Source organism: Agrobacterium sp. GD03872, from assembly GCF_029840625.1.
Classification (GTDB): domain Bacteria; phylum Pseudomonadota; class Alphaproteobacteria; order Rhizobiales; family Rhizobiaceae; genus Agrobacterium; species Agrobacterium fabrum_A.
Genome location: NZ_JAOCCY010000010.1, coordinates 1 through 19,409 on the forward strand (window position 1 = coordinate 1; position 19,409 = coordinate 19,409).

Genomic DNA, 19,409 nt, shown 5'->3' on the forward strand with positions numbered 1-19,409 from the left:
TGGACAGCAGAAGGCTGGCTGTATGTCGCGGCCGTCATTGACCTGTTCTCACGCCGTGTCGTCGGCTGGTCGATGAATGCCAACATGACGGCCCAGCTTGTCACAGATGCGCTGATCATGGCGATCTGGCGTCGAGGAAAACCAGACGCGCTACTGCATCATTCTGATCAGGGAAGCCAATATACGAGCGAGCAGTTCCAGCGCCTCATGAGCGACCACGGCATCACCTGCTCCATGAGCCGCTCTGGAAATGTCTGGGACAACGCTGCAATGGAAAGCTTCTTCTCATCCCTGAAAACGGAGAGAACAGCACGCAGGGTTTATCGCACGAGGAATGACGCCAGAGCGGATGTGTTCGATTACATAGAGCGCTTCTACAATCCGAAGCGTCGCCACTCGACACTGGGCTATCTCAGCCCCAATGACTTTGAAACCAAGGTGGGATTAGCTTAACTCGGTGTCCGAAAACCGGCAGCAGGCCAAAGGCCGCAAATCTCAAAGGCTCGTCAATCACGTTCTAGTTGAGCTCCTCAAACAGCTGTTCTTCATCGATTTAAAGGATCAGCCCGGCTGCGCCCCCTTGGCAGCCTTGTCGCAATCCGTGCGCTAAAAGCCATTTAGCCGGCCGCCGAGACCGTGGCTTGGAATTGTAAGCCTGTAGTGGCCCGAATAAATGTCCCAGCCCGCCCGTACGGCGCCAACCCCAATTTGCACGGGTCCCCATCCGCCGGTCTCGATGTTATTCGGCTCAACGAGCGCGGCCAGCAGAGACTTTATAGACTGACTCCTCATTTATGGGCTCCGGGTGCGTTAGTTCATGCGTGTTTGTCGTTCCATGGAACGCCAACATTGGAAACAACTATCTCGTCCCTCACCGTTTAGAGAGAACGGCGCGGACACGAGGTCCGCGCCTGAACTTCACTCGACCGGAGGCGAGGCTTTGCCGAGCTTAAGAGCAGGTTCCCGGCCCCACACCCGCAACTTCCCAAGTTCGGATACAAAAGCGGCAACCCCCCCTTCACCGGGAAGTGCGATCGTGCCTTCGTCGAGATCGTCGGTGATTCCAGCCTTGACGAGAAGCGGGAAAGCGCTCTCGTCGTAGCCGATGAACTTGCAGTGCTGGAATGCGTCCGCCACGAAGTCCCGTGCTGTCGCCTCCTTCACCAAATCCTCAACTGCGCCCGGAGCCGCGAGGACGGCGACGGCGTCGAACAGCACCGAGGGGCCACCGTCGATCATGTGCTGCGCCTCTATCCAGGTCCCATCGGACGCGGTCACGCCTCCGATCTTCGGCGCAATCAGCTCAACCAAAGCCTTCTCCTTCTCGATCACCATCATCAGCTTCTTGAGGAGCTTTGCATCGACGCCATCCGTTACAAGCACGCCGAGTTTGCGGCCCTCAAACCGCTTCGGTCCGCCTTGCACGATGCTAAGCGCGGGAGACGGCTCCAGATCCTGACGTGTGGGCATGGCAGCGTCGGCGGGCTTAGGCATTGTCTGGATTCCGAGCTTCTGGGCAACGGTGGTGGCGAGCGTCTCGTCGATGTTCAGCAGGTGCGAGATCATCCGTTCGCGGATAGCGACGGTCTCGACCTTGCTTAGCTCGAACGTGAGTGCCATCGCGATGTGCCGCTGCTCGGGCGGCGTCTGACTGAGGAAAAACTGGCGGGCCTGGCTATAGTGGTCGCCGAAGCTTTCCGGACGCAGCCGCACTTTCTGGCCGTTCTCCTCGGCCAGAAAGTGGCGGTATCCTCGGGACGGGGCCTGCCGGGGACCTTCCCCGAACGAGTTCGGCTGGTAGTTTACCCTGCCGACCGGGTTGCGCATCGCCATGTGCCCGTCCTGCTGGAAGTTGTGGAAGGGACACTTTGGTGCGTTGATGGGAAGGTGCGTGAAATTCGGTCCGCCAAGCCGCTTGAGCTGCGTGTCGAGGTAGGAAAAGTTTCTGCCCTGAAGAAGAGGGTCGTTGCTGAAGTCGATCCCCGGCGGAACGTTGTGCGTCATGAACGCGACCTGCTCGGTCTCCGCGAAGAAGTTGTCCGGCATGCGGTCGAGCACGAGACGGCCGATTGGTTTTACCGGCAACAACTCTTCCGGAATAATCTTCGTCGGATCGAGGACGTCGAAGTCCCAGTTGTCGGCAAACTCTTGATCAAAGAGCTGCACAGAGAGTTCCCATTCCGGAAAGTTGCCGGATTGGATCGCCTGCCAGAGATCGCGACGATGGAAGTCGGGGTCGGCGCCGTTGATCTTGACTGCCTCGTTCCACGCAACCGACTGGAGGCCGAGCTTTGGCTTCCAGTGGAACTTGACGAACGTGGACTCGTCTTTGTCATTGACGAAACGGAAGGTGTGTACACCGAACCCCTCCATGAAACGGAAGGATCGTGGGATGGTGCGGTCGGACATGATCCACATGACCATGTGCATGCTTTCCGGCGTAAGGCTGATGAAATCCCAGAAGTTGTCGTGGGCGGTCTGCGCCTGGGGGAAGGCCCGGTCCGGCTCCTGCTTTGCGGCATGTACTAAGTCCGGAAACTTGATTGCGTCCTGAATGAAGAAGACAGGGATGTTGTTGCCGACGAGATCCCAGTTGCCTTCCTGCGTATAGAACTTCACGGCGAAACCGCGGACATCGCGGGCGAGGTCGGCAGAACCTTTGTTGCCGGCGACAGTAGAAAAGCGGACAAAGACAGGCGTTTTCTCGCCTGCGCGCTGAAAGATGTCGGCGCGGGTGACGTCGGACAAGGATTCATAGGTTTCGAAGAAGCCGTGGGCGCCATAGCCACGTGCGTGAACCACGCGTTCCGGAATTCGCTCGTGGTCGAAGTGGAAGATTTTCTCGCGGAAATGGAAGTCGTCCATCAGCAGCGGACCGCGGGCGCCGATCCGAAGAGAGTTCTGGTCGTCGGCGATTGGTCCGCCTTGCGACGTGGTCAACACGTCGGCACCGTCCTCAGCGATCTGGTGGAGTTCGCCGCCCGCGCCTCGGTGAAGCTGCTGATCATGGATGGTGACAGTGTCCGTGGAAGAGGTCGAGCGGGTCGCCCGTTTTGTACGCTTTGCCATGGTTATCCCCTTTGGTGATGGCTGGATACAAAAAGGCCGCCCCTGTGGGACGGCCTTGAATAATGCACTGGGACCTCAGGAAGCATTGCTTTTGCCCTTGGCGTTCGCAGAGGCCTTTGTGAGCTGCGTGAGCTTCTCGTCTGTCGCTTTCTCCTCGGCGAGGTTCGCCTCCAGCAGGGGTACGGCGTCCTTCAGACCAAGCTGTTTGGCCCACTCGATCAACGTGCCGTAACGGGCGATCTCGTAGTGCTCGACTGCCTGGGCGGATGAGATGAGCCCTGCATCCAGAGCCGGAGACTCCTTGAACTCTTCGATGATCTCTTCGCCTTCGGCAATAATGCCCTGTATGGCTTCGCAGGTCTTGCCGCGCGCCGCCTTTCCGAGCAGTTCGAAGACCTCTTCCAAGCGTTCGATCTGGCCCTGGGTCTCGTCGCGGTGCTGCAGGAAGCTTGCCTTCCCTTCTTCCGAATTGGCGGCGCGGGCCATCTTCGGAAGGGCCTTCAGGATCTTTTTCTCTGCGAAGTAGATGTCTTTGAGAGTGTCGAGGAACAAGTCGTCGAGTGTCTTGGTGGCTGCCATTTCAATTCTCCCTTGTGGTTCAAGATCAGGTCTAAGAGTTTGGTTCAGTCAAGCAGGTCGGCGGGGACTTTTCCTCCGTTTTCCGACAGCTTCTTCATGAGAGCCTTGTGAAGAAACGTGTTCATTTTCGCGCTGCCATCGGCGTCGCCGGTGTAGCCTAGTTCCTGCGCCAACTCCTTGCGCTCCTCAAGGCTGGCGTCCATGCCGAGAGCCTTCATCAGGTCAACAATTGAGCGCCGCCAGTCGAGCTTTTGGCCAGACTTCTTCGCCGCTTCGTTGAGTATGGATTCGACGTCGATTGGAGCCCGAGAATTTGAGCCGGAAGAAACGCCTCCGTCTAATTGCGGCGCAGGGTTCGCAGTCTGTGCTGCGGGCGGGGCGGGCTGGCTTATAGCCGGGTTGGCCGCAGTCTCTGACAGTGCGGGTGGTTGAGTGGTAGGCGCGGCTGAAGATGACGGTGCCAAAGAGGCCGTGCTTGACGCTTGCGGGGCGGGCGCGGCATTTGCTTCGCCAAAAATTGCGTCCTTGATGCGGTCGAAGATGCTCATTCATTCCTCCTGCTATGAGCTGGTCAGGGCGCTCGATCCACTCGTAAGCTGCAGCACGCATATGTACCCGGCCGTCGCGAAAAGTTGATGTGCTGTCGCCCCGCCGATTAACGCAGCGAACAAATCGCAGTTCCTTGTGCCCCAGGCTTGGGAGCAAATATTCTTTCGCGTTGGTCGCCCAGCGCGAGGCGGCCCGGTTCGAAGGGCGAGGTGGGCAGCCGCGGTGCACGCTGCTTAGTGCGCGGTGGTCCGCTTGTTCTTTCACGGATTCTTTTTCCGGGATAAGCAACCTTTGTATCGGTGTGATGCCTAATAGAATGCGTGGATCCATGAGCAATTCGGGTCCCGCCGCGTTGGCGTCATTAAGTGGGGCTCTGTGGTCATTTCTACATTAATACACGCTAAGGGCATTTTGCAGGTGACGGGAAACACATGATTTCCGCTCACCGTGATCGCGGGGCAAACTGGCCACGCAATAGGGCCATTTTTTGCGCGACAAACCCTGTCGGAATGTTAGGCTGTGCGGCAACACCTGATTTGAGGTTTGTCGCACATGTTGATCGGTTACATGCGGGTATCGAGTAGTGACGAGCGCCAGTCGGTTGCCTTGCAGCGCGATGCCCTGCTCGCGGCCGGGGTCGATGAGCGCCATCTCCATCAGGATCGCGCTTCCGGAGCGCGTGATGACCGGCCGGGTCTGAAGGCATGCCTCGGCGAATTGCGCGAAGGCGATGTCCTGGTCGTCTGGAAGATAGATCGGTTAGGCCGGTCACTCTCCCACTTGATCCGCATCGTCGAGGATTTGAAGGAACGTGGTGTCGCCTTCCGATCTCTCACGGAGGCGATCGACACCACGAATTCGCACGGCGCGTTTCTGTTCAACCTGTTCGGCTCGCTTGCAGAATACGAGAGAGTGCTGATCACCGAGCGGGTCAATGCCGGCCTGGCGGCGGCTCGCCGACGTGGCCGTAAGGGCGGGAGACCTCCAACGATCGATGCGGAAAAGGTCGAGCAGGTTCTAGCTGCTTTGGAAGCTGGCGCCAGCAAGGCGTCCGTGTGCCGGACGTTCAAGGTGGCGCGCTCGACCTTGATCGACACGTTGAAGCGGACTGGATGGACAGGCCCCGGCAAGACCGGCACGCCCGAAACCGTAGTTTGACGAGTGACCGTGGCTGATGGCGTTTCTCGATGAGCAATCGCGTGCCGTTTTATTCGAACCACCCGAAGCTTATGAAGATGCGCAAGCGCGCTATGCACTGACTTCCGAGGATATTGTCTTCGTCAAGGAACATCGCCGGTCGCATAATCGGCTTGGCTTTGCGATCCAACTCGCACTGGTGCGTGATCTGGGCCGTCTGCTGCGAATAGGCGAAGTTCCACCTCAGGCGGTTGTCTCTGTTGTCGCCGACCAGCTGGGCATCGACCCTGCAGTGTTCGAGTTCTACGCCCAGCGCGACGAAACGCGCCGGGAACACGCGCGCGAGATCGTCTCTGCACTGGAGCTTCAGCCTGTCCGGACGAGTGACTATCGCGAGTTGATAACGGCGGCGGCACGCGAGGCGGCGGCCACTGAACAAGGTGCGCCGATCGCCAAGGCCGTGATCGAAGCCTTGAAGGAACGAAAGTTGCTCGTTCCTATGCCGGAGCTGCTGATCCGTCTGGCACTGGCCGGCCGGGCGGCGGCGCGTCGACAAGCCTATCGCGAATTGATCCGGGATCTGGAGCAGCCTTCGATCGAGGCGCTTGATCAGCTCCTCGCTGAGCGGGCCGGCGATCGGAGCCACCTTGGCTGGATTGCGGAAGCACCTGAAGGGGCGAAGCTGAAGAACCTCAAAGACTTGATCGCCCGCCTCGAGGTATTGCGCTCAGCCGCCATTCCCGACGACCGTCGCAAGACGATCCATGCCAATCGCTACGGCATCATCGCCAGGGATGCACGCATTCTGCATGCCCGGGAGATACGACGCCTGACATCCGAACGTCGCTACGCCACGCTGGCCGCCTTCGTCATCGAGAGACAGGCGTCGATCACCGACCTGACGATCGACATGTTCTGCAAAATGATTGGGAGCAACCGCCGCAAGGCCGAGATCAGCCGCACGGAACGCCGGCTAAAAGAGGCCGAGGTTCTTGATGGGGTGGCGCTTGAGCATCTCAAGCTCGGCGAGGCGCTTCTGGCCGCTCGTGCGAGCAAAACCGATCTTGCATCGGCGATCGCAGCCTCCCTCGGCTGGGACGGATTGGTCGCCAGCATGGCGGCAGCCAGATCTGTCGTCCACCCTGATCGCAGTAACGAATTCGACGAGCTCATCAAGCGGCACAAATCGTTGCGCAAGCTGGGCAGACTGATGTTCCGCACGTTCTCGTTCCGGTCGTTTCGTGCTGATGATCCGATCCTTGTAGCAGTGGACCATCTGCGCGCGCTCTATGGCGGCCGGAAATTGCCGGCGCAGGTGCCGCTCGCCTTTCTGACCCGCAAATGGCGACGCTGCGTGCGCCCGAACAGTGCCGATATCGACCTGCGCGCCTGGGAAGTGGCGGTCCTCGTTCACCTGCGAGAGCGTCTGAGGGCCGGTGACATCTGGGTCGAAGGCAGCCGGGCATGGCGCAGTTTCGAGGATTATCTTCTGCCTCGGCCGATCTTCGAGCTGATGCGCGCCGAGGGGCGGCTCGGGCTCGCACTCCCCGACAGCTTTGCCGAATGGCGAGCAGAACGGACCGCCACGCTCGATGAGAAGCTGAAAGAGCTGGCAAAGGCGGCGGCTGCCAATGCTATTCCGGATGCAGCGATTTCCGACAAGGGCCTGTCGATCTCGCCGATCCGCGAGGAGGAGCGCGACAGCATCGTCGCGCTCAGCCGCCGACTATATGTTCTGGTGCCACGGATCAGGATCACCAGCCTGCTTGCCGAGGTGCAAAGCTGGACCAAATTCCTCGACAGCTTCACGCATTATCGTACCGGTGAGACGGCAAACGACGAGGCAGCGCTGATGGCAGCGATCCTTGCCGACGCCACCAATGCCGGAGCCGAACGTATGGCGGAAAGCTCACGCGGCGTCACGATCCACCAGATGATGCTGATGGTGGACAGGCATATGCGATCGGAAACCTACGCCACGGCGACCGCCGTGCTGGTCGATGCGCAGCAGGCCCATCCCTTTGCCGCGATCTGGGGTGACGGCCATATCTCCTCCTCGGACGGACAGTTCTTTCCGGCTGGCGGGCGTGGCGAAGCCAGCCTCGACTACAATGCAAAATACGGCAAGCGACCGGGGGCGTCGATCTATGGCTTCCTGTCCAACCGTTTTGCTTCCTTCTTCTCCCGCATGATCCAGGCATCCGAGGGCGAAGCCCCCTACGTTCTCGACGGCCTCCTTCACAACGAAAGCTCCGTCGAAATCTATGAGCACGCAACCGATACCGCTGGCGCCACCGAAACGACGTTCTCCATGTTCCACGCCTTTGGCTACAGGCTCATTCCCCGTATCCGCAATCTCGGCAATCGCAGGCTCTTTGTCATTGATCGCGATCCGGCTTACGAACCGCTCGACGCGCTGATCGCTGGAACCGTTAACATGGATGTCGTCGAGCACCACTGGGATGAGGTCTTGCGGCTGAAGGCTTCGATCGCTGCAGGTTTGGTGCCGCCTTCCGTCATCCTCAAGAAGCTGGCAGCGTCGCCGCGACAAAACCGGCTGAACCAGGCCCTGCGCGAAATGGGCCGGATAGAACGCTCGATCTTCATCTGCGACTGGCTGCTCGATACGAAACTGCGCCGCAGATCGCATGCGATCCTCAACAAGGGTGAAAGCCGTCATGCTCTCGCACGCGCCATCTTCCTCCACCAGCTCGGCGAATTGCGCAACCGCGTCGCCGAAACCATGGCTTACCGCGCGTCCGGTCTTAACCTCGTCGTCAACGCCATCATCCTGTGGAACACTGTCTATCTCAGCCGTGCTGTCGATTATATCAGCAGTCAGGGTATTATCATTCCGGACGAGCTGCTCTCCCAGGTCGCACCACTACCATGGGCGCATATCGCGCTCACCGGCGACTACCTCTGGAACGAAATTGACCGACCCCTCGAACGCTTCAGGCCAATCCGGGCTAACCGCTTCAATCCAAACAACTTCAAATTCCCTTAGCGTGTATTAATGTAGAAATGCCCACGGAGCCCCTATCATGCGGTTCGCTCGCGTCCTTCGCAGGGACATCGATGCCGTCAACAACGCCATCGAGCTGCCCTGGAGCAACGGGCAGGCCGAAGGCCAGATCAACCGCCTCAAGACCCTCAAGCGAGCAATGTACGGTCGGGCAGGCCCTGAATTGCTGAAGGCACGAATGCTGCCGCGGCTCCACACAAAGTGAGGAAGAACCTAATTAAATGGAAAGCGACACGAGGATCGGCCTCGAGCCACGATGGTATATCGGTGGTTACGCCGTAGTTCTCGATCATCTGATCCAAACGACGATCCTGGAGAAACAAACGCGCCATTTTTTCAAAGGCAAGGAACGGACACGCGATCTTGCCAAGGCACTTGGCAGCCTCGTGAAGGCGGTGCTTCTCGATATGGACCTCGCCATATCCGTCTACATCGAGGAAGCAGAACGGGCGAAACAGATCGCTCAGGCTGAAGCGATAGCGGCGGAGCGCACGCTCGTCACGCGCCTCTTCGGAGAAGCCATGGCGCGCGTAGCGCAAAAGGATCTCTCAGTGGCCATTACGGGAGAGCTGCCGGAAGCATACGAGGCTTTGCGCAACAACTTCAACAATGCACTGTCCCAACTGGCCGGAACCCTCAATTCGATCAGCGCGGCGGCTGATCAAATTCAGGCCAGCGCACAAGAGCTCCAAACTTCGTCTGAAGACCTGGCCCGACGCACAGAAAGGCAAGCGGCTTCCGTGGAAGAAACCGCCGCTGCGTTGGAGGAGATTACAACGACTGTTTCGGAGAGCAGTCGTCGAACGCGGGAAGCAGGCGAACTGATTCGAAAGACGAAGGCCCGTGCGGAACGTTCAGGGGAGGTCGTCAGTGAGACCGTCAATGCGATGACTGCTATTGAAAACTCATCCTCCGAGATCAGCAACATCATTGGCGTCATTGACGAGATCGCGTTCCAGACCAATCTGCTGGCTCTTAACGCCGGTGTGGAAGCAGCGCGCGCCGGCGAGGCCGGAAAGGGTTTTGCGGTCGTCGCCCAGGAAGTCCGTGAACTTGCGCAACGATCCGCACGCGCCGCCAAAGAGATCAAGCAATTGATCGGAAGTTCCGCAGAGCACGTGAAGGCGGGCGTAAATCTTGTGACCGAAACCGGTGGCATCCTCACGGAGATTTCTCAGGAAGTCCCGGAAATAGACCAGCATGTCGTCGCAATTGCCGACTCGTCTCGGGAACAGGCCATTGCCCTTCGCGAGATCAGCGCCGCAGTCAACGCATCGGATCAAAACACACAGCAGAATGCGGCCATGGTTGAGGAAACAACCGCGGCCACGCATGCCCTCGTTGGAGAGGTCAGCAGAATTTCGCAGATGCTTGCGGAATTTAAGACCGCAAGTCGTATCTCGGCAGCTGACGAGGATCAGCCTCCGTTTTCCGGCAATGTGCACGTTTTCCGACGCGCTTAGTTTTCCGCGACGGTTTTTGCAGTGTCTTTGTCCAAGGGCTGTTTTCGGCGGGGGACCATCCGGCAAAACCAGACGAGAGGCGCCCTCGCCCCGCCTCTCGTGCTCACCATCCCTCCCGCTATACTCCTCCAATGCTCTCGTACAGCTGGCTGAACTGCTGGAATCTTGCTACAAAGTCTGCAATAAGCCGCATTTTTCGAAGAAAATGCGTTTGGGGTAGGTGAAACTATTACCCTACGGTGGGCTATCGATCCGACCCAGGTGGGGATCAAAACATGACCACTAAGTAGCGTAATGAAGCAGCGCTATGGGCCAGGTAGACGAAACATGAGTAGGCAGGTGCGGTAGAATTCTGGCCTACCTGCTTCAGGACTGCCTATTGAAGCCGCGGCCGTCTTCCCTCACATTCTCGCTACATTCACCGTTTGCGAGAATTCCAATGACCAATCAAGACAGTACTGTCGTCGCCTTTCCGACGAAATCCGCCGAGCCTGCTCCCAGTAGTTTCGACAAGATCTGGGGCAAGAAGGTGAAGAGCCATGGCTATGCCGCCATCCCCACGATCCTCATCCGCTCCCAGCATCGGCTTGGCATCAACAGCACGCAGTTCTGTCTGCTGATGCACCTGCTCGATCTCTTCTGGTCGCCGGATCGCCCTCCTTTCCCGACCAAGCAGCAGCTCGCCGACCGGATCGGTATCAAGCCTTCCTCCATCAAGCCCAACATGAAGGCCCTGGAGAAGGCAGGTCTGATCCAGAGGGTGCAGCACAAGACCTCGGCAGGCGACTGGGGTGCCAACACCTATCACCTCGATGGGCTCATCCAGCGTATAAAGGACCTGGAGCCAGACTTCGATATGGAGAAGAAGAAGAGGCTGGCAGAGAGAAAGCGGGTGGAGACACCCAAGGGGAAGCGGCCCAAGGACCAGTAGGCCAGGTCCTAGATACAGATTACCCCGGCCGCATGCCTAGGGCAGAGACGGTACCGGGGTTTACGCAGACAGATATACATAGAGGTGGGGCATAAATCAACCCCATAACCACCATGAGCATAGACGAGACCATACCCTACCCAGGCATCGAGGACACCCTGTCGGCTGACAGGTTCGGCACCTACCTGGCATGGGCAGACGCCGACCGCAACAAGGCTTTAGCCCTCTATACCCTCAATGCCCTGCTGTGCGAGAGCCTGCAGATCCCCCTTCACATGCTAGAGGTGGCTTTGAGGAACCGTATCCACCAGGTCATGAGCGCTGCCCATGGAGACAACTGGTTCGACATGCCCGAACATCAGGTCAATCCCACCCAGGCCGACATGCTCGTCAGAGCCCGCCAGGACCTCGCCGAGAAGGGTAAGGCTGACACCCCTGCCCGGATCGTCGCTGCCCTTACCTTCGGTTTCTGGACCGCCATGCTCGGCAGGGAATACGAGAACCTTTGGCAGAAGACCCTGAAGGACATCGCCCGGCGTGAGGACGGCAAGGGCCTTCGCCGCAAGGATTTCACGAAATCACTCGGCGCCATCCGCACGCTCCGAAATCGCCTCGCTCATCATGAGACCGTGCTCTATTGGGATCTGCGCAAGCACTACGCCAATATCTTGCAACTGATCATCTGGCTTTCTCCGGTCGCGGCCGATTGGTGCCGTGCCTATTGCAGATTCGAAAGCCTGTATCCCGTCGAAGGCATATTTCTCGCCACTATCGAGAAACAGGAGGCGCACCAAGGGTAGCTGTTTTTGCCTCCGGGGATATCCTGCCCTAAACTTGGATGGTAGCCTGGTCTCAAAGCGCCGCCACTCGCGTCTCCTCTCGAATGCCGGATCGTGCTTTTCGAGTACGAGAGTGAGTCGATCCTTTCAATATGGGCTGTACGAACATGGGCACGCTAATCTCTCAGGCCGCGTAGGCACTGACACTGTCGCTCCGGAACATCCGCGCCAGATTCAAGAAGCAGATCATCCCGCTTTCATGCGTGATGATGCCATCCGAAAAACTGCCATTGAAGGTGGAGGCCACATCCGGGATTGGCTGAATCTGTGAGCCCTTGATTGTCAGGATGTCGGAAACCTGGTCCACCAGCAGGCCGACCACCATGGTGTGGATCTCCGTGACCACGATCGCGCTACGCTCGCTCGGCGTGGTCGGCGCCATTCCAAGCTTGCTGGCAAGATCGATGATCGGGATGACGATGCCACGCAGGTTCATCACGCCCAGCACCTCATACGGCGATTGCGGGACCGGCGTGCAGGGCGACCAGCCGCGGATCTCGCGAATGGTCTTGGTCATGACGCAGAATTCCTGCCCCTGCAGGCGAAACGCGATGATCTCGATCTGATCGTTTTCAAGTCCGATGAAAGGTTCTTCTCGTGACATCAGAATTCCTCCCATGCGTCACCGCTCTTGAGGGTAGCATTGCCATTGAAAGCTTGCGCGACCTTTGCCGTCATCTGACGCGCCGGCGATGGCACCGGCCGAGACGCAGAATGAGAGGCAGCGGGTGCCGAACGCTGGCTTACCGTGCCGGTTCCGACATTGAATTGCCCGAGCAATTCGAAGAGTTTTTCCGCCTCACGCGCCAGACTGTGAGCTGCCGCACTGGTTTCCTCGACCATCGCCGCGTTCTGCTGCGTGCCTTGGTCCATCGTGTTGACCGCCGTATTGATTTCCTTCAGCCCGGTCGATTGCTCCTTGGAGGCTTCGACGATCGCGCCAACGTTGCTGTCCACCTGGACGACCTGGCTCACGATCTCCTGAAGCGCCTTGCCGGTATTGCCGACGAGATCGACGCCGCTCTTCACGTGTCCGTTGGAGGTGTTGATCAGGTCCTTGATTTCCTTCGCGGCCTTGGCCGAACGCTGCGCCAGCTCTCGAACCTCCTGGGCGACGACGGCAAAGCCTTTGCCGGCTTCGCCCGCCCGGGCGGCCTCCACGCCGGCGTTGAGCGCCAGCAGGTTTGTCTGGAACGCAATCTCGTCGATGACGCCGATGACACCGTTGCACAATTTCAGATTGTTTGGTTGGTTGCTGCCTGGACGTGGCATACCGCGGTTGCGCTGAGCAGCAAAACCCTATTCAGTTCCGTCCTTGACCAGTAAAGCCGCCCGTTGTGGAAATTGCTCAGTGCAACGGGCGCCACAAGCCGTTTTCGACATGTTCGACTTTCATTCTCGCTATGATCAAAACATGTCATTCATAGTCAAGTTTTATAAACCGCTTATCACATTGCCTGCGCCAACCAGTCGACTACTATTGCGGCGCAGACCGAAAGGCTCTTTCGAAGCCGATTGGCAATGAAAGCGTTGCGTCCGACCTCAATCTCGAAGCAGCTCAATCCCGCTTTTTTGATGGCGTCCTGAACCGGGTCCGGATCTCCGACGATCAACCCATTGAGGGTCCGCTAGCAAGCTGCGGCCGCTTGGCTTCGCCTGCGCGGTGACCGCGACCGTTCCCGGTTCCTTGAGGACCCATCAGCGGGAATTGACCCGCTTCCAGATGGAGGTTCTCAAATGGCACACGATCTTTCACTCGCTCAATCGCACGCTTACGCGCTCTCTCGCACTCTTATGGTGCCGGTCACTCTTTTCAAATCCGGCGACGAGTTCGGCGTCCTTCCGAGCGACGAACTCGATGATGACGACGATCTTGAGATCGTCAACGAATATGAGCCCTTCTAGATTATGCTCAGGCCGCAACCAGCCACCCGAACAAGCGGGTGGCTGCCGGCTCACAAGCTGCACATAATCAAAGCGATTGCAGGAAGTGCATCAGCTTATCGGGCGGCCGGTACCTAACACCTACGGCGTTGACCGGCTGAAGCCGGCTGAGCGCGTCTTCCTTCATCGCAAGATCGGCCTCCATGTACACATGGGTCGTGCTTATATCCTCGTGTCCGAGCCAAAGCGCGATCACCGTTAGATCGACGCCGGACTGCAGCAGGTGCATCGCCGTCGAGTGCCGGAAGGTATGCGGCGATATCGACTTTGACCTGATTGATGCAACGACGACGCCGGCAACATCGACGGCGAGGTCGAGGCGTTGCCTGACACTGGATCGGGATAGGCGCCCACCCGAACTGTTGGGAAAGAGGTAAGCATCCGCGCTACGATCATTAAGATCCTGCATCCATTGCTTCAGCGTTCGTGCTGTTTCCTTCCAGAGCGGCACGCTCCGGCGCTTTCGCCCCTTCCCATGCAGGTGGACCACCGGTGCTGTCTCCAAAATGACGCTCCCGACCTGAAGATCGATAGCTTCTGACACACGCGCGCCGGTATTGTAGAGGAACGCAAACAGGGCTCGGTCACGCCTGCCGGCCCAGGTTTTCGGATCGGGCGCATTGATGACCGCTTCCACTTCGGGCCGGGTCAGGTATCCGAGCACTTGCTTGTCATGCCGTTTCTGCGGGACAGCGAGGCTGCGTTCAATGACCGCGAGTGCAGACAGATCCTCATGCGCGGCATATTTAAGGAACACCCGGATTGCCGAAAGCCGTGCGTTTCGGCTCCTGACGCTATTGGCGCGATCACGCTCGAGGTGATCGAGGAAAGCCAGAATCAGGTCGGCGTTGAGGTCGAGCAAGGTCAGGTTCGTAGGGGATTTGCCGATCCGCTTCTCCGTGAACCCAAGCAGGAGTTTGAACGTGTCCCGATAGGCCGCGACTGTGCAAGGGCTCACCGCCCTTTGGTGGCGCAGATGATCAACGAAGAATCGTTGCAGCAGTGTTGGAAAGGAAGGTGTGGTATCAGTCATCGAAGTCGCCTCCAACGAGAGCGGCACCTTCGAAGCGACTGCCGGCAATTGCCATGAGTTCGGGCACGCTCTCGATATACCAGTAGGTATCGAGCAGATTGGCGTGGCCGACATAGGTAGACAGCATCATCATCGCCGCGTCGATCTCCGTTCCGCTTTGCTGCCAGAGGATCAGGCGGCGGCATATGAAGCTGTGTCGAAGATCATGGATGCGCACGAAAGGGTGGCCCCCGCGCGGCTGGATACCTAGCCTCTGGGTTATCCGGAACCAGGCGTGCCAAGCATTCGAGTAGTTGAGCTTTTCGCCGGACAGCTCGCTCATGAAGACGAAGGCGGCGGGCGTCGATGGGAATAATACGTCTCGTCGCTCGAGGAAGGTCCCGATCGCAGCAACGGTCGTCGGATGGAGGGCAACAAGGCGCTGGCGGCCATATTTGGCTTCCCGCACCAGGATCTGCGCGGCCTCGAGGTCCAGATCCCGGATCTGTAGACCCAGCGCTTCAGATATCCGCATTCCGGTGGAGGCCAGCAGGCCGATTAGGGCGGGCATCATAAGCGTTCCAGCAGCCTGAACTCGACGAATATGGTGCGCCTCTTCGACGATCGCCTTGATCTCCTCCATCGTGAAGATGTGCGGTGCGAGCCGACGCTTTGTGCGACCGAACGGATTGGTAGCCGGGAACGTGGTTCCGCCGTCCTCTGCCGCGAGAAAGGCCGCGAATGGCCTCAACACCTCTAGGCGTTTTGCCCAGGTGAAGGGGTCGGCAACTGTCGCACCGGCCTTCGCCCAGCGAAGCGCGATATCAGACGAGAGCGCCCCTTCGTGTCCTATGTCGTCGGCATATCGGGCAAAGGAGGTGATCTGTCTCCCCGAGATTCTGAGCTTGAAGCCAAGGCTTCGGCGATAGGCGAGGTAGGCCTCGGCGCGAGACAACATCGTAGCGGACCAGGTCATGCGCTCGCTCCCGGCCAAGGCAGAGCCACGGCCGCCAGCCTGTTTTGATCGACGCGGGCGTAGCCCGCAGTCGTCACCACACTCCTGTGCCGCATGATGTCCGCAACCTGCTTCAGGGGCACAGCGCCGTTAACAAGTCGGCTCGCAATCGTATGGCGAAAGATATGGATCCGGGTGCATTCCCAGCCCAATCGGTCATAGACCGCATACACTGATCGCTGCACAGCGCGCGGCGTGATTGGCTCTCCCAGCGGCGCCACATGCCGGACGAAGACCTCTCGGCGCTGGGTGGCCTGTCGCTCGTGAACAATATAGTCGGCGATTGCTTCACCGGTCGCAAATGGAAGCGGCATGGGATCTGATCGGCGTGACTTGGAGCGGACCCAGATCAGGCCGTTCTCCCAGTCGATGTCATCGAGCGTCAGCCGGGTTACCTCGATCGACCGCATCCCTAGGTCCGCGAGGCATCTAACGATGGCATGAACTCTCTTCCGGGTTCGGCCGATTTCTGCCGAGACCTCCAGCAATCGCTCCAGTTCCGCCGAGCTGAAGCCCATTTGCAGCTTCGCCGCCGTTTTCATCGCCGGTGCTGGGATGGCTTTTTTCAGCTGACGGACATCGTCGCCCAAGAGTGTTCTATATCGAAGATAGCACCTGATAGACACCGCATAGCTGCGAATGGTGGCAGGCTTCCATCCGCGACCGGCGAGCACGAATTGGCGAATATGCAGAGGGGTGAGGTCGGCCATATCAACACGCCCATCTTTCACGCAGCCGACCAGCAGCCGCCGTGCGAGATCGCGATGTTTGCGGCGTGAACCCGCGGACATGCCCCAGACCTCTTCCAGCATCTTGTCGAACGCCTGGACTTCACGATCGATCGCTGTGAGGTTTATCGGCGGGATGAAACGCAGCGCCCTCATTTTGACGGCGAGGTTCAAGGCGCGACGCATGGCCTCCACCTCCGTGCGCATTTTCCATATGCATGAGCAGGAACATCCAGTTGCGTGATCCGCCAGGAAGCTTTCGACGTGGTCAGTGGTAAAGCTGTCCATGGCGACACCACGGTCGGCGAGCCAATAGCCAAAGTGCAGGACGACAGCGGTATATTGGCGCCTGCGCCTGATGTCCAAATTCCGGCGCTCGCATTGGTCGTGGACCATTCGGGCGAGCGGCGAAAGAATATTGTCCGGGTCTTCGGTTCGAAGACGGAGGTGGAGTGGGGTCGGCAATCGCGTTCTCCTTTTTCGCAGAGTTGCGATTGCGAGGTTGCCTTCCCTTCGATGCCCGACGCTGAGGGTCCGAGGCTCAGCGAACCGATTATGTGCAGCTGAAAGTCGAGGATGCCCTGCCGAGCAGGGCAATCGAGCCTGAGGTGACCATAAGTCACCACGGCTCATATTCATGCTTATGCTCATCTCCGCATAAGCATGAATACGTTCCCGGAGGATCTCATTGAGATCCTCGCCCCAGGCTCTCGTGCCGCTTGCGAGCTGCAGGCGGCAAGGGATGCTCCGCCGCGGACGCAATCGAAGGCGGAGCAAGGTGCAAATTAGCAGATTGCCATCCGCGCCCTTGCCCCCTTTGCTCTTCGCGGCAGCCGAGAGGAGACCCGCAAACTGCGGGAAAAAGGAAATTCTATGAAAGAAAGGCGGATGCAAGACATCCGGCAAGGGAATGCACAAACATGATCTTGATGACCTGCGGGCTCGAGTGCCCTGCGCCGCCGTGCTCGAGCAGGCCGGTTTTGCTATCGATGCGAAGGAAAGCACACGCAGGGCCGTCAAATTCCGGCGGGGTTCGGACATCATCATCGTCATTCATGAAGGCAGAGGGTGGTTCGATCCGCTTTCGGAGGCCAAGGGGGATGTCTTCAGGCTCGCTGAACATCTGGACGGTTCGTCGTTTGGACAAAGTCTGAAGCAAGTCGCAGCGCTGGTCGGCTATCCGCTGGAGGAACCGGCCTGGACAAGAGTTGCTCGCGATATGACCGATCGCGCCTCGATCGAAGAACGTTGGGAGAACCGTCGCAAGCCATGGCCAAGGTCGATGACCTGGAGCTACTTGCGCGCCGACCGTTGCTTGCCAGACTTTGTCATAAAGAGCGCCATCGGCTCGGGCATGTTGAAGGAGGGGCCCTACGGCAGCATGTGGGCCTCCCATATCGACGACGATGGCGTGATCACCGGCTGGGAGGAACGCGGCCCGAACTGGCGCGGCTTCTCGACCGGAGGCTCGAAAGTGCTGTTCAGGCTTGGCTATGAGGACGCGCTGCGCCTTTGCGTCACGGAGGCGGCTATCGACGCGATGAGCCTCGCCGCTTTCGAAGGGTTTCGGGAAGGCAGTCTTTATCTCAGTACCGGCGGAGGATGGTCGCCCACAACGGAAACCGCATTACGCAGACTCGCGTCTCGTCCCGGCGCCCGGTTGATCGCTGCGACGGACGCCAACAGTCAGGGGGAGAGTTTTGCGATCCGTTTGCGCGAGATCGCTGACGCAACCGGCAGCGATTGGCTTCGCCTCAAACCTCTTGCAGAAGATTGGAATGATGCTCTTCGGGCAAGGGAGGAGGAAAAGAATGGAGGAAGGAAAGGGAGACAAGACCTGCCGCATGCCCGCCGGCCGCGTCAAGGGTGAAGCTTCGCCCGGCTGCGCCGGCCCTTGACCCGACCGGACGGAGAGGCGGCCGGTAAGAGGCTGTCACGAAGGCTGAAGAGACGATGGCGACCATAAGGATGCGCCGCGCTTCAGCCCGGACGAGGCCGAAGGAGCCCGATCATGATCCCCTCTCCCATCCGCAAAGTCTACCAGGGCATCGCCGACCGCAGGCAGATGTTTCGTTTGTTCGATCGACACGCGCTGCGCCCAAATCGCTGGGAAGGCGATAACGGTCTTTTCTATCGCGGTGAGTGGTTCGAAATTCTCGAAGCGTCCCACGACTATATGTTCGAGATTCTGCCACCGCTCTGGATACGGGGCGAGATGTTTGCCATGCGCGAATTTCTGACGGGCTCGATCACCAGCATTTTCTTCACTTTGCCGATCGACGGGAACGTTCGTTATTTCCACGGATATTGCGATCTGTCCGACACCCGTTCGCCAAGCGGCATGCGCGACGCCATCCTTGAGCGGGAGACACGACCGGTTCGGGCGATGACCCGCGAGGAACGCCTGGAGCATATCTGGTCGAGCACGGAAGACACCTATCGTGGCTATGCCGGGGATCATTGGCCGGAGCCACAACGTGGCAAGCGGATGGTCGTTCTTTACGCCGGTTCGGGGAGCGTCGCCCCGAAATTGCTGGACGATCTCACAGAGAAAGAGATTGCCGCAAAACTGCCCGTGCAACTCCGCTACCTTCCCAATGCGATGGCAGCATGAAGGAGGCCGACATGTTCACGTTTTCCTTGAAAGAGGTCGATGCCGTTCTCGCCCGTGGGCGCTCTGACGCCGCAGCAAACGGCGGGTACCGTGTGCCCTATCCGGACATAGCCCCTAACGCCGACGCCCGAGCCGGTCTGTGGCTGGTAGGGGACGAAGGCGTTTACATCATGTCATCCGGCAAACTCGGAGAAGGACAGCGACCCCTCGTCGTCTATGCCCGAGAATGCGATCCGAAAACCAATGTGGATCATTGGCACTACAAGCGACGGTATTTTGGAGGTGACGATGGTGTCGACGTCATCGAAGCCTCCGAGATCGAGCGGCTCATCGCGGCCGCGCCACACGCAAACCACCTGCGGATCTTGATGGACGAAAACACCATGTCCATCGAACCGATCCGACTCTGACCAGGGCGTTCACCCCTATTCCTCAACCGACCAGCGTCTCCGGCTATGGCCCGCCACTGCCGGACGAGGCCGCTCGCTCTTTTCCAAGGAGATT

Annotated in this window: 17 protein-coding genes and 2 pseudogenes; 11 read left to right on the forward strand and 8 right to left on the reverse strand. The window is 58.9% G+C overall.

Annotation, left to right across the window (positions count from 1 at the left end):
* The coding region (locus tag N5D22_RS19085; RefSeq protein WP_143150021.1) for an IS3 family transposase at nt 1-453 on the forward strand (453 nt) is incomplete at its 5' end.
* 465 nt (nt 454-918) lie between these two features.
* On the opposite strand, the gene catE is transcribed toward N5D22_RS19085, so the two are convergent.
* The 3 genes from catE to N5D22_RS19100 all read right to left on the reverse strand — a co-directional run bounded on the left by catE (nt 919) and on the right by N5D22_RS19100 (nt 4,196).
* Nucleotides 919-3,069: a catalase C gene (catE, locus tag N5D22_RS19090; protein ID WP_072492890.1), complete on the reverse strand. Its 2,151-nt coding sequence runs from the start codon at nt 3,067-3,069 to the stop codon at nt 919-921.
* A 75-nt stretch (nt 3,070-3,144) separates the two neighbouring features.
* Nucleotides 3,145-3,648 carry a ferritin-like domain-containing protein gene (locus tag N5D22_RS19095; protein ID WP_072492889.1) on the reverse strand — a complete coding sequence of 168 codons (504 nt, stop codon included), beginning with the start codon at nt 3,646-3,648 and terminating at the stop codon, nt 3,145-3,147.
* 44 nt (nt 3,649-3,692) lie between these two features.
* Nucleotides 3,693-4,196, reverse strand: a complete 504-nt coding sequence (locus tag N5D22_RS19100) for a DUF3597 domain-containing protein (RefSeq protein ID WP_072492888.1) — start codon at nt 4,194-4,196, stop codon at nt 3,693-3,695.
* Nucleotides 4,197-4,749: 553 nt separating this feature from the next.
* Here N5D22_RS19100 and N5D22_RS19105 point away from each other — a divergent pair.
* The 6 genes and pseudogenes from N5D22_RS19105 to N5D22_RS19130 all read left to right on the forward strand — a co-directional run bounded on the left by N5D22_RS19105 (nt 4,750) and on the right by N5D22_RS19130 (nt 11,553).
* Entirely contained in the window at nt 4,750-5,355 is a 606-nt protein-coding gene (locus N5D22_RS19105) for a recombinase family protein (protein WP_003501158.1), read from the forward strand.
* A gap of 16 nt (nt 5,356-5,371) precedes the next feature.
* The gene (locus N5D22_RS19110) at nt 5,372-8,341 is read left to right on the forward strand and encodes a Tn3 family transposase (RefSeq protein ID WP_100559806.1); all 2,970 of its coding nucleotides are present in this window, start codon (nt 5,372-5,374) and stop codon (nt 8,339-8,341) included.
* A 31-nt stretch (nt 8,342-8,372) separates the two neighbouring features.
* A pseudogene (locus N5D22_RS19115) lies at nt 8,373-8,564 on the forward strand (transposase); the annotation flags it as partial.
* 16 nt (nt 8,565-8,580) lie between these two features.
* Entirely contained in the window at nt 8,581-9,822 is a 1,242-nt protein-coding gene (locus N5D22_RS19120) for a globin-coupled sensor protein (protein WP_279657315.1), read from the forward strand.
* A gap of 439 nt (nt 9,823-10,261) precedes the next feature.
* Complete coding sequence (locus tag N5D22_RS19125; RefSeq protein ID WP_279657316.1) at nt 10,262-10,753, forward strand: helix-turn-helix domain-containing protein; 492 nt, start codon at nt 10,262-10,264, stop codon at nt 10,751-10,753.
* Between the two features lie 113 nt (nt 10,754-10,866).
* Nucleotides 10,867-11,553, forward strand: a complete 687-nt coding sequence (locus N5D22_RS19130) for an Abi family protein (RefSeq protein ID WP_279657317.1) — start codon at nt 10,867-10,869, stop codon at nt 11,551-11,553.
* A 163-nt stretch (nt 11,554-11,716) separates the two neighbouring features.
* Here the strand turns inward: N5D22_RS19130 and N5D22_RS19135 are convergent, their stop codons facing one another.
* Nucleotides 11,717-12,196, reverse strand: coding sequence for a chemotaxis protein CheW (locus N5D22_RS19135; protein WP_279657422.1), 480 nt, complete (start codon nt 12,194-12,196; stop codon nt 11,717-11,719).
* Nucleotides 12,196-12,813, reverse strand: a pseudogene (locus tag N5D22_RS19140) (methyl-accepting chemotaxis protein); the annotation flags it as partial. The pseudogene N5D22_RS19140 and the gene N5D22_RS19135, both read right to left, overlap by 1 nt.
* Before the next feature lie 516 nt (nt 12,814-13,329).
* Between N5D22_RS19140 and N5D22_RS19145 the strand changes: the two are divergent.
* The gene (locus N5D22_RS19145; RefSeq protein ID WP_279657318.1) at nt 13,330-13,497 is read left to right on the forward strand and encodes a hypothetical protein; all 168 of its coding nucleotides are present in this window, start codon (nt 13,330-13,332) and stop codon (nt 13,495-13,497) included.
* 67 nt (nt 13,498-13,564) lie between these two features.
* Here the strand turns inward: N5D22_RS19145 and N5D22_RS19150 are convergent, their stop codons facing one another.
* Genes N5D22_RS19150 through N5D22_RS19160 form a run of 3 tightly spaced genes read right to left on the reverse strand, consistent with a single transcriptional unit; the run spans nt 13,565 to nt 16,756 of the window.
* The gene (locus N5D22_RS19150; RefSeq protein ID WP_279657319.1) at nt 13,565-14,569 is read right to left on the reverse strand and encodes a tyrosine-type recombinase/integrase; all 1,005 of its coding nucleotides are present in this window, start codon (nt 14,567-14,569) and stop codon (nt 13,565-13,567) included.
* Nucleotides 14,562-15,524 carry a tyrosine-type recombinase/integrase gene (locus N5D22_RS19155; RefSeq protein WP_279657320.1) on the reverse strand — a complete coding sequence of 321 codons (963 nt, stop codon included), beginning with the start codon at nt 15,522-15,524 and terminating at the stop codon, nt 14,562-14,564. Before N5D22_RS19155 ends, N5D22_RS19150 begins: the two co-directional genes overlap by 8 nt.
* On the reverse strand, nt 15,521-16,756 hold the full coding sequence (locus N5D22_RS19160; protein ID WP_279657321.1) for a tyrosine-type recombinase/integrase: 1,236 nt from the start codon (nt 16,754-16,756) through the stop codon (nt 15,521-15,523). Before N5D22_RS19160 ends, N5D22_RS19155 begins: the two co-directional genes overlap by 4 nt.
* 445 nt (nt 16,757-17,201) lie before the next feature.
* On the opposite strand from N5D22_RS19160, the gene N5D22_RS19165 reads away from it, so the two are divergent.
* From N5D22_RS19165 to N5D22_RS19175, 3 genes are all read left to right on the forward strand, one after another.
* Nucleotides 17,202-18,161: a DUF3991 and toprim domain-containing protein gene (locus N5D22_RS19165; RefSeq protein WP_279657322.1), complete on the forward strand. Its 960-nt coding sequence runs from the start codon at nt 17,202-17,204 to the stop codon at nt 18,159-18,161.
* Nucleotides 18,162-18,302: 141 nt separating this feature from the next.
* Nucleotides 18,303-18,905, forward strand: coding sequence for a DUF1419 domain-containing protein (locus N5D22_RS19170; protein WP_279657323.1), 603 nt, complete (start codon nt 18,303-18,305; stop codon nt 18,903-18,905).
* Nucleotides 18,906-18,916: 11 nt separating this feature from the next.
* The gene (locus N5D22_RS19175) at nt 18,917-19,315 is read left to right on the forward strand and encodes a DUF3085 domain-containing protein (RefSeq protein WP_279657324.1); all 399 of its coding nucleotides are present in this window, start codon (nt 18,917-18,919) and stop codon (nt 19,313-19,315) included.
* Nucleotides 19,316-19,409 lie beyond the last annotated feature (94 nt).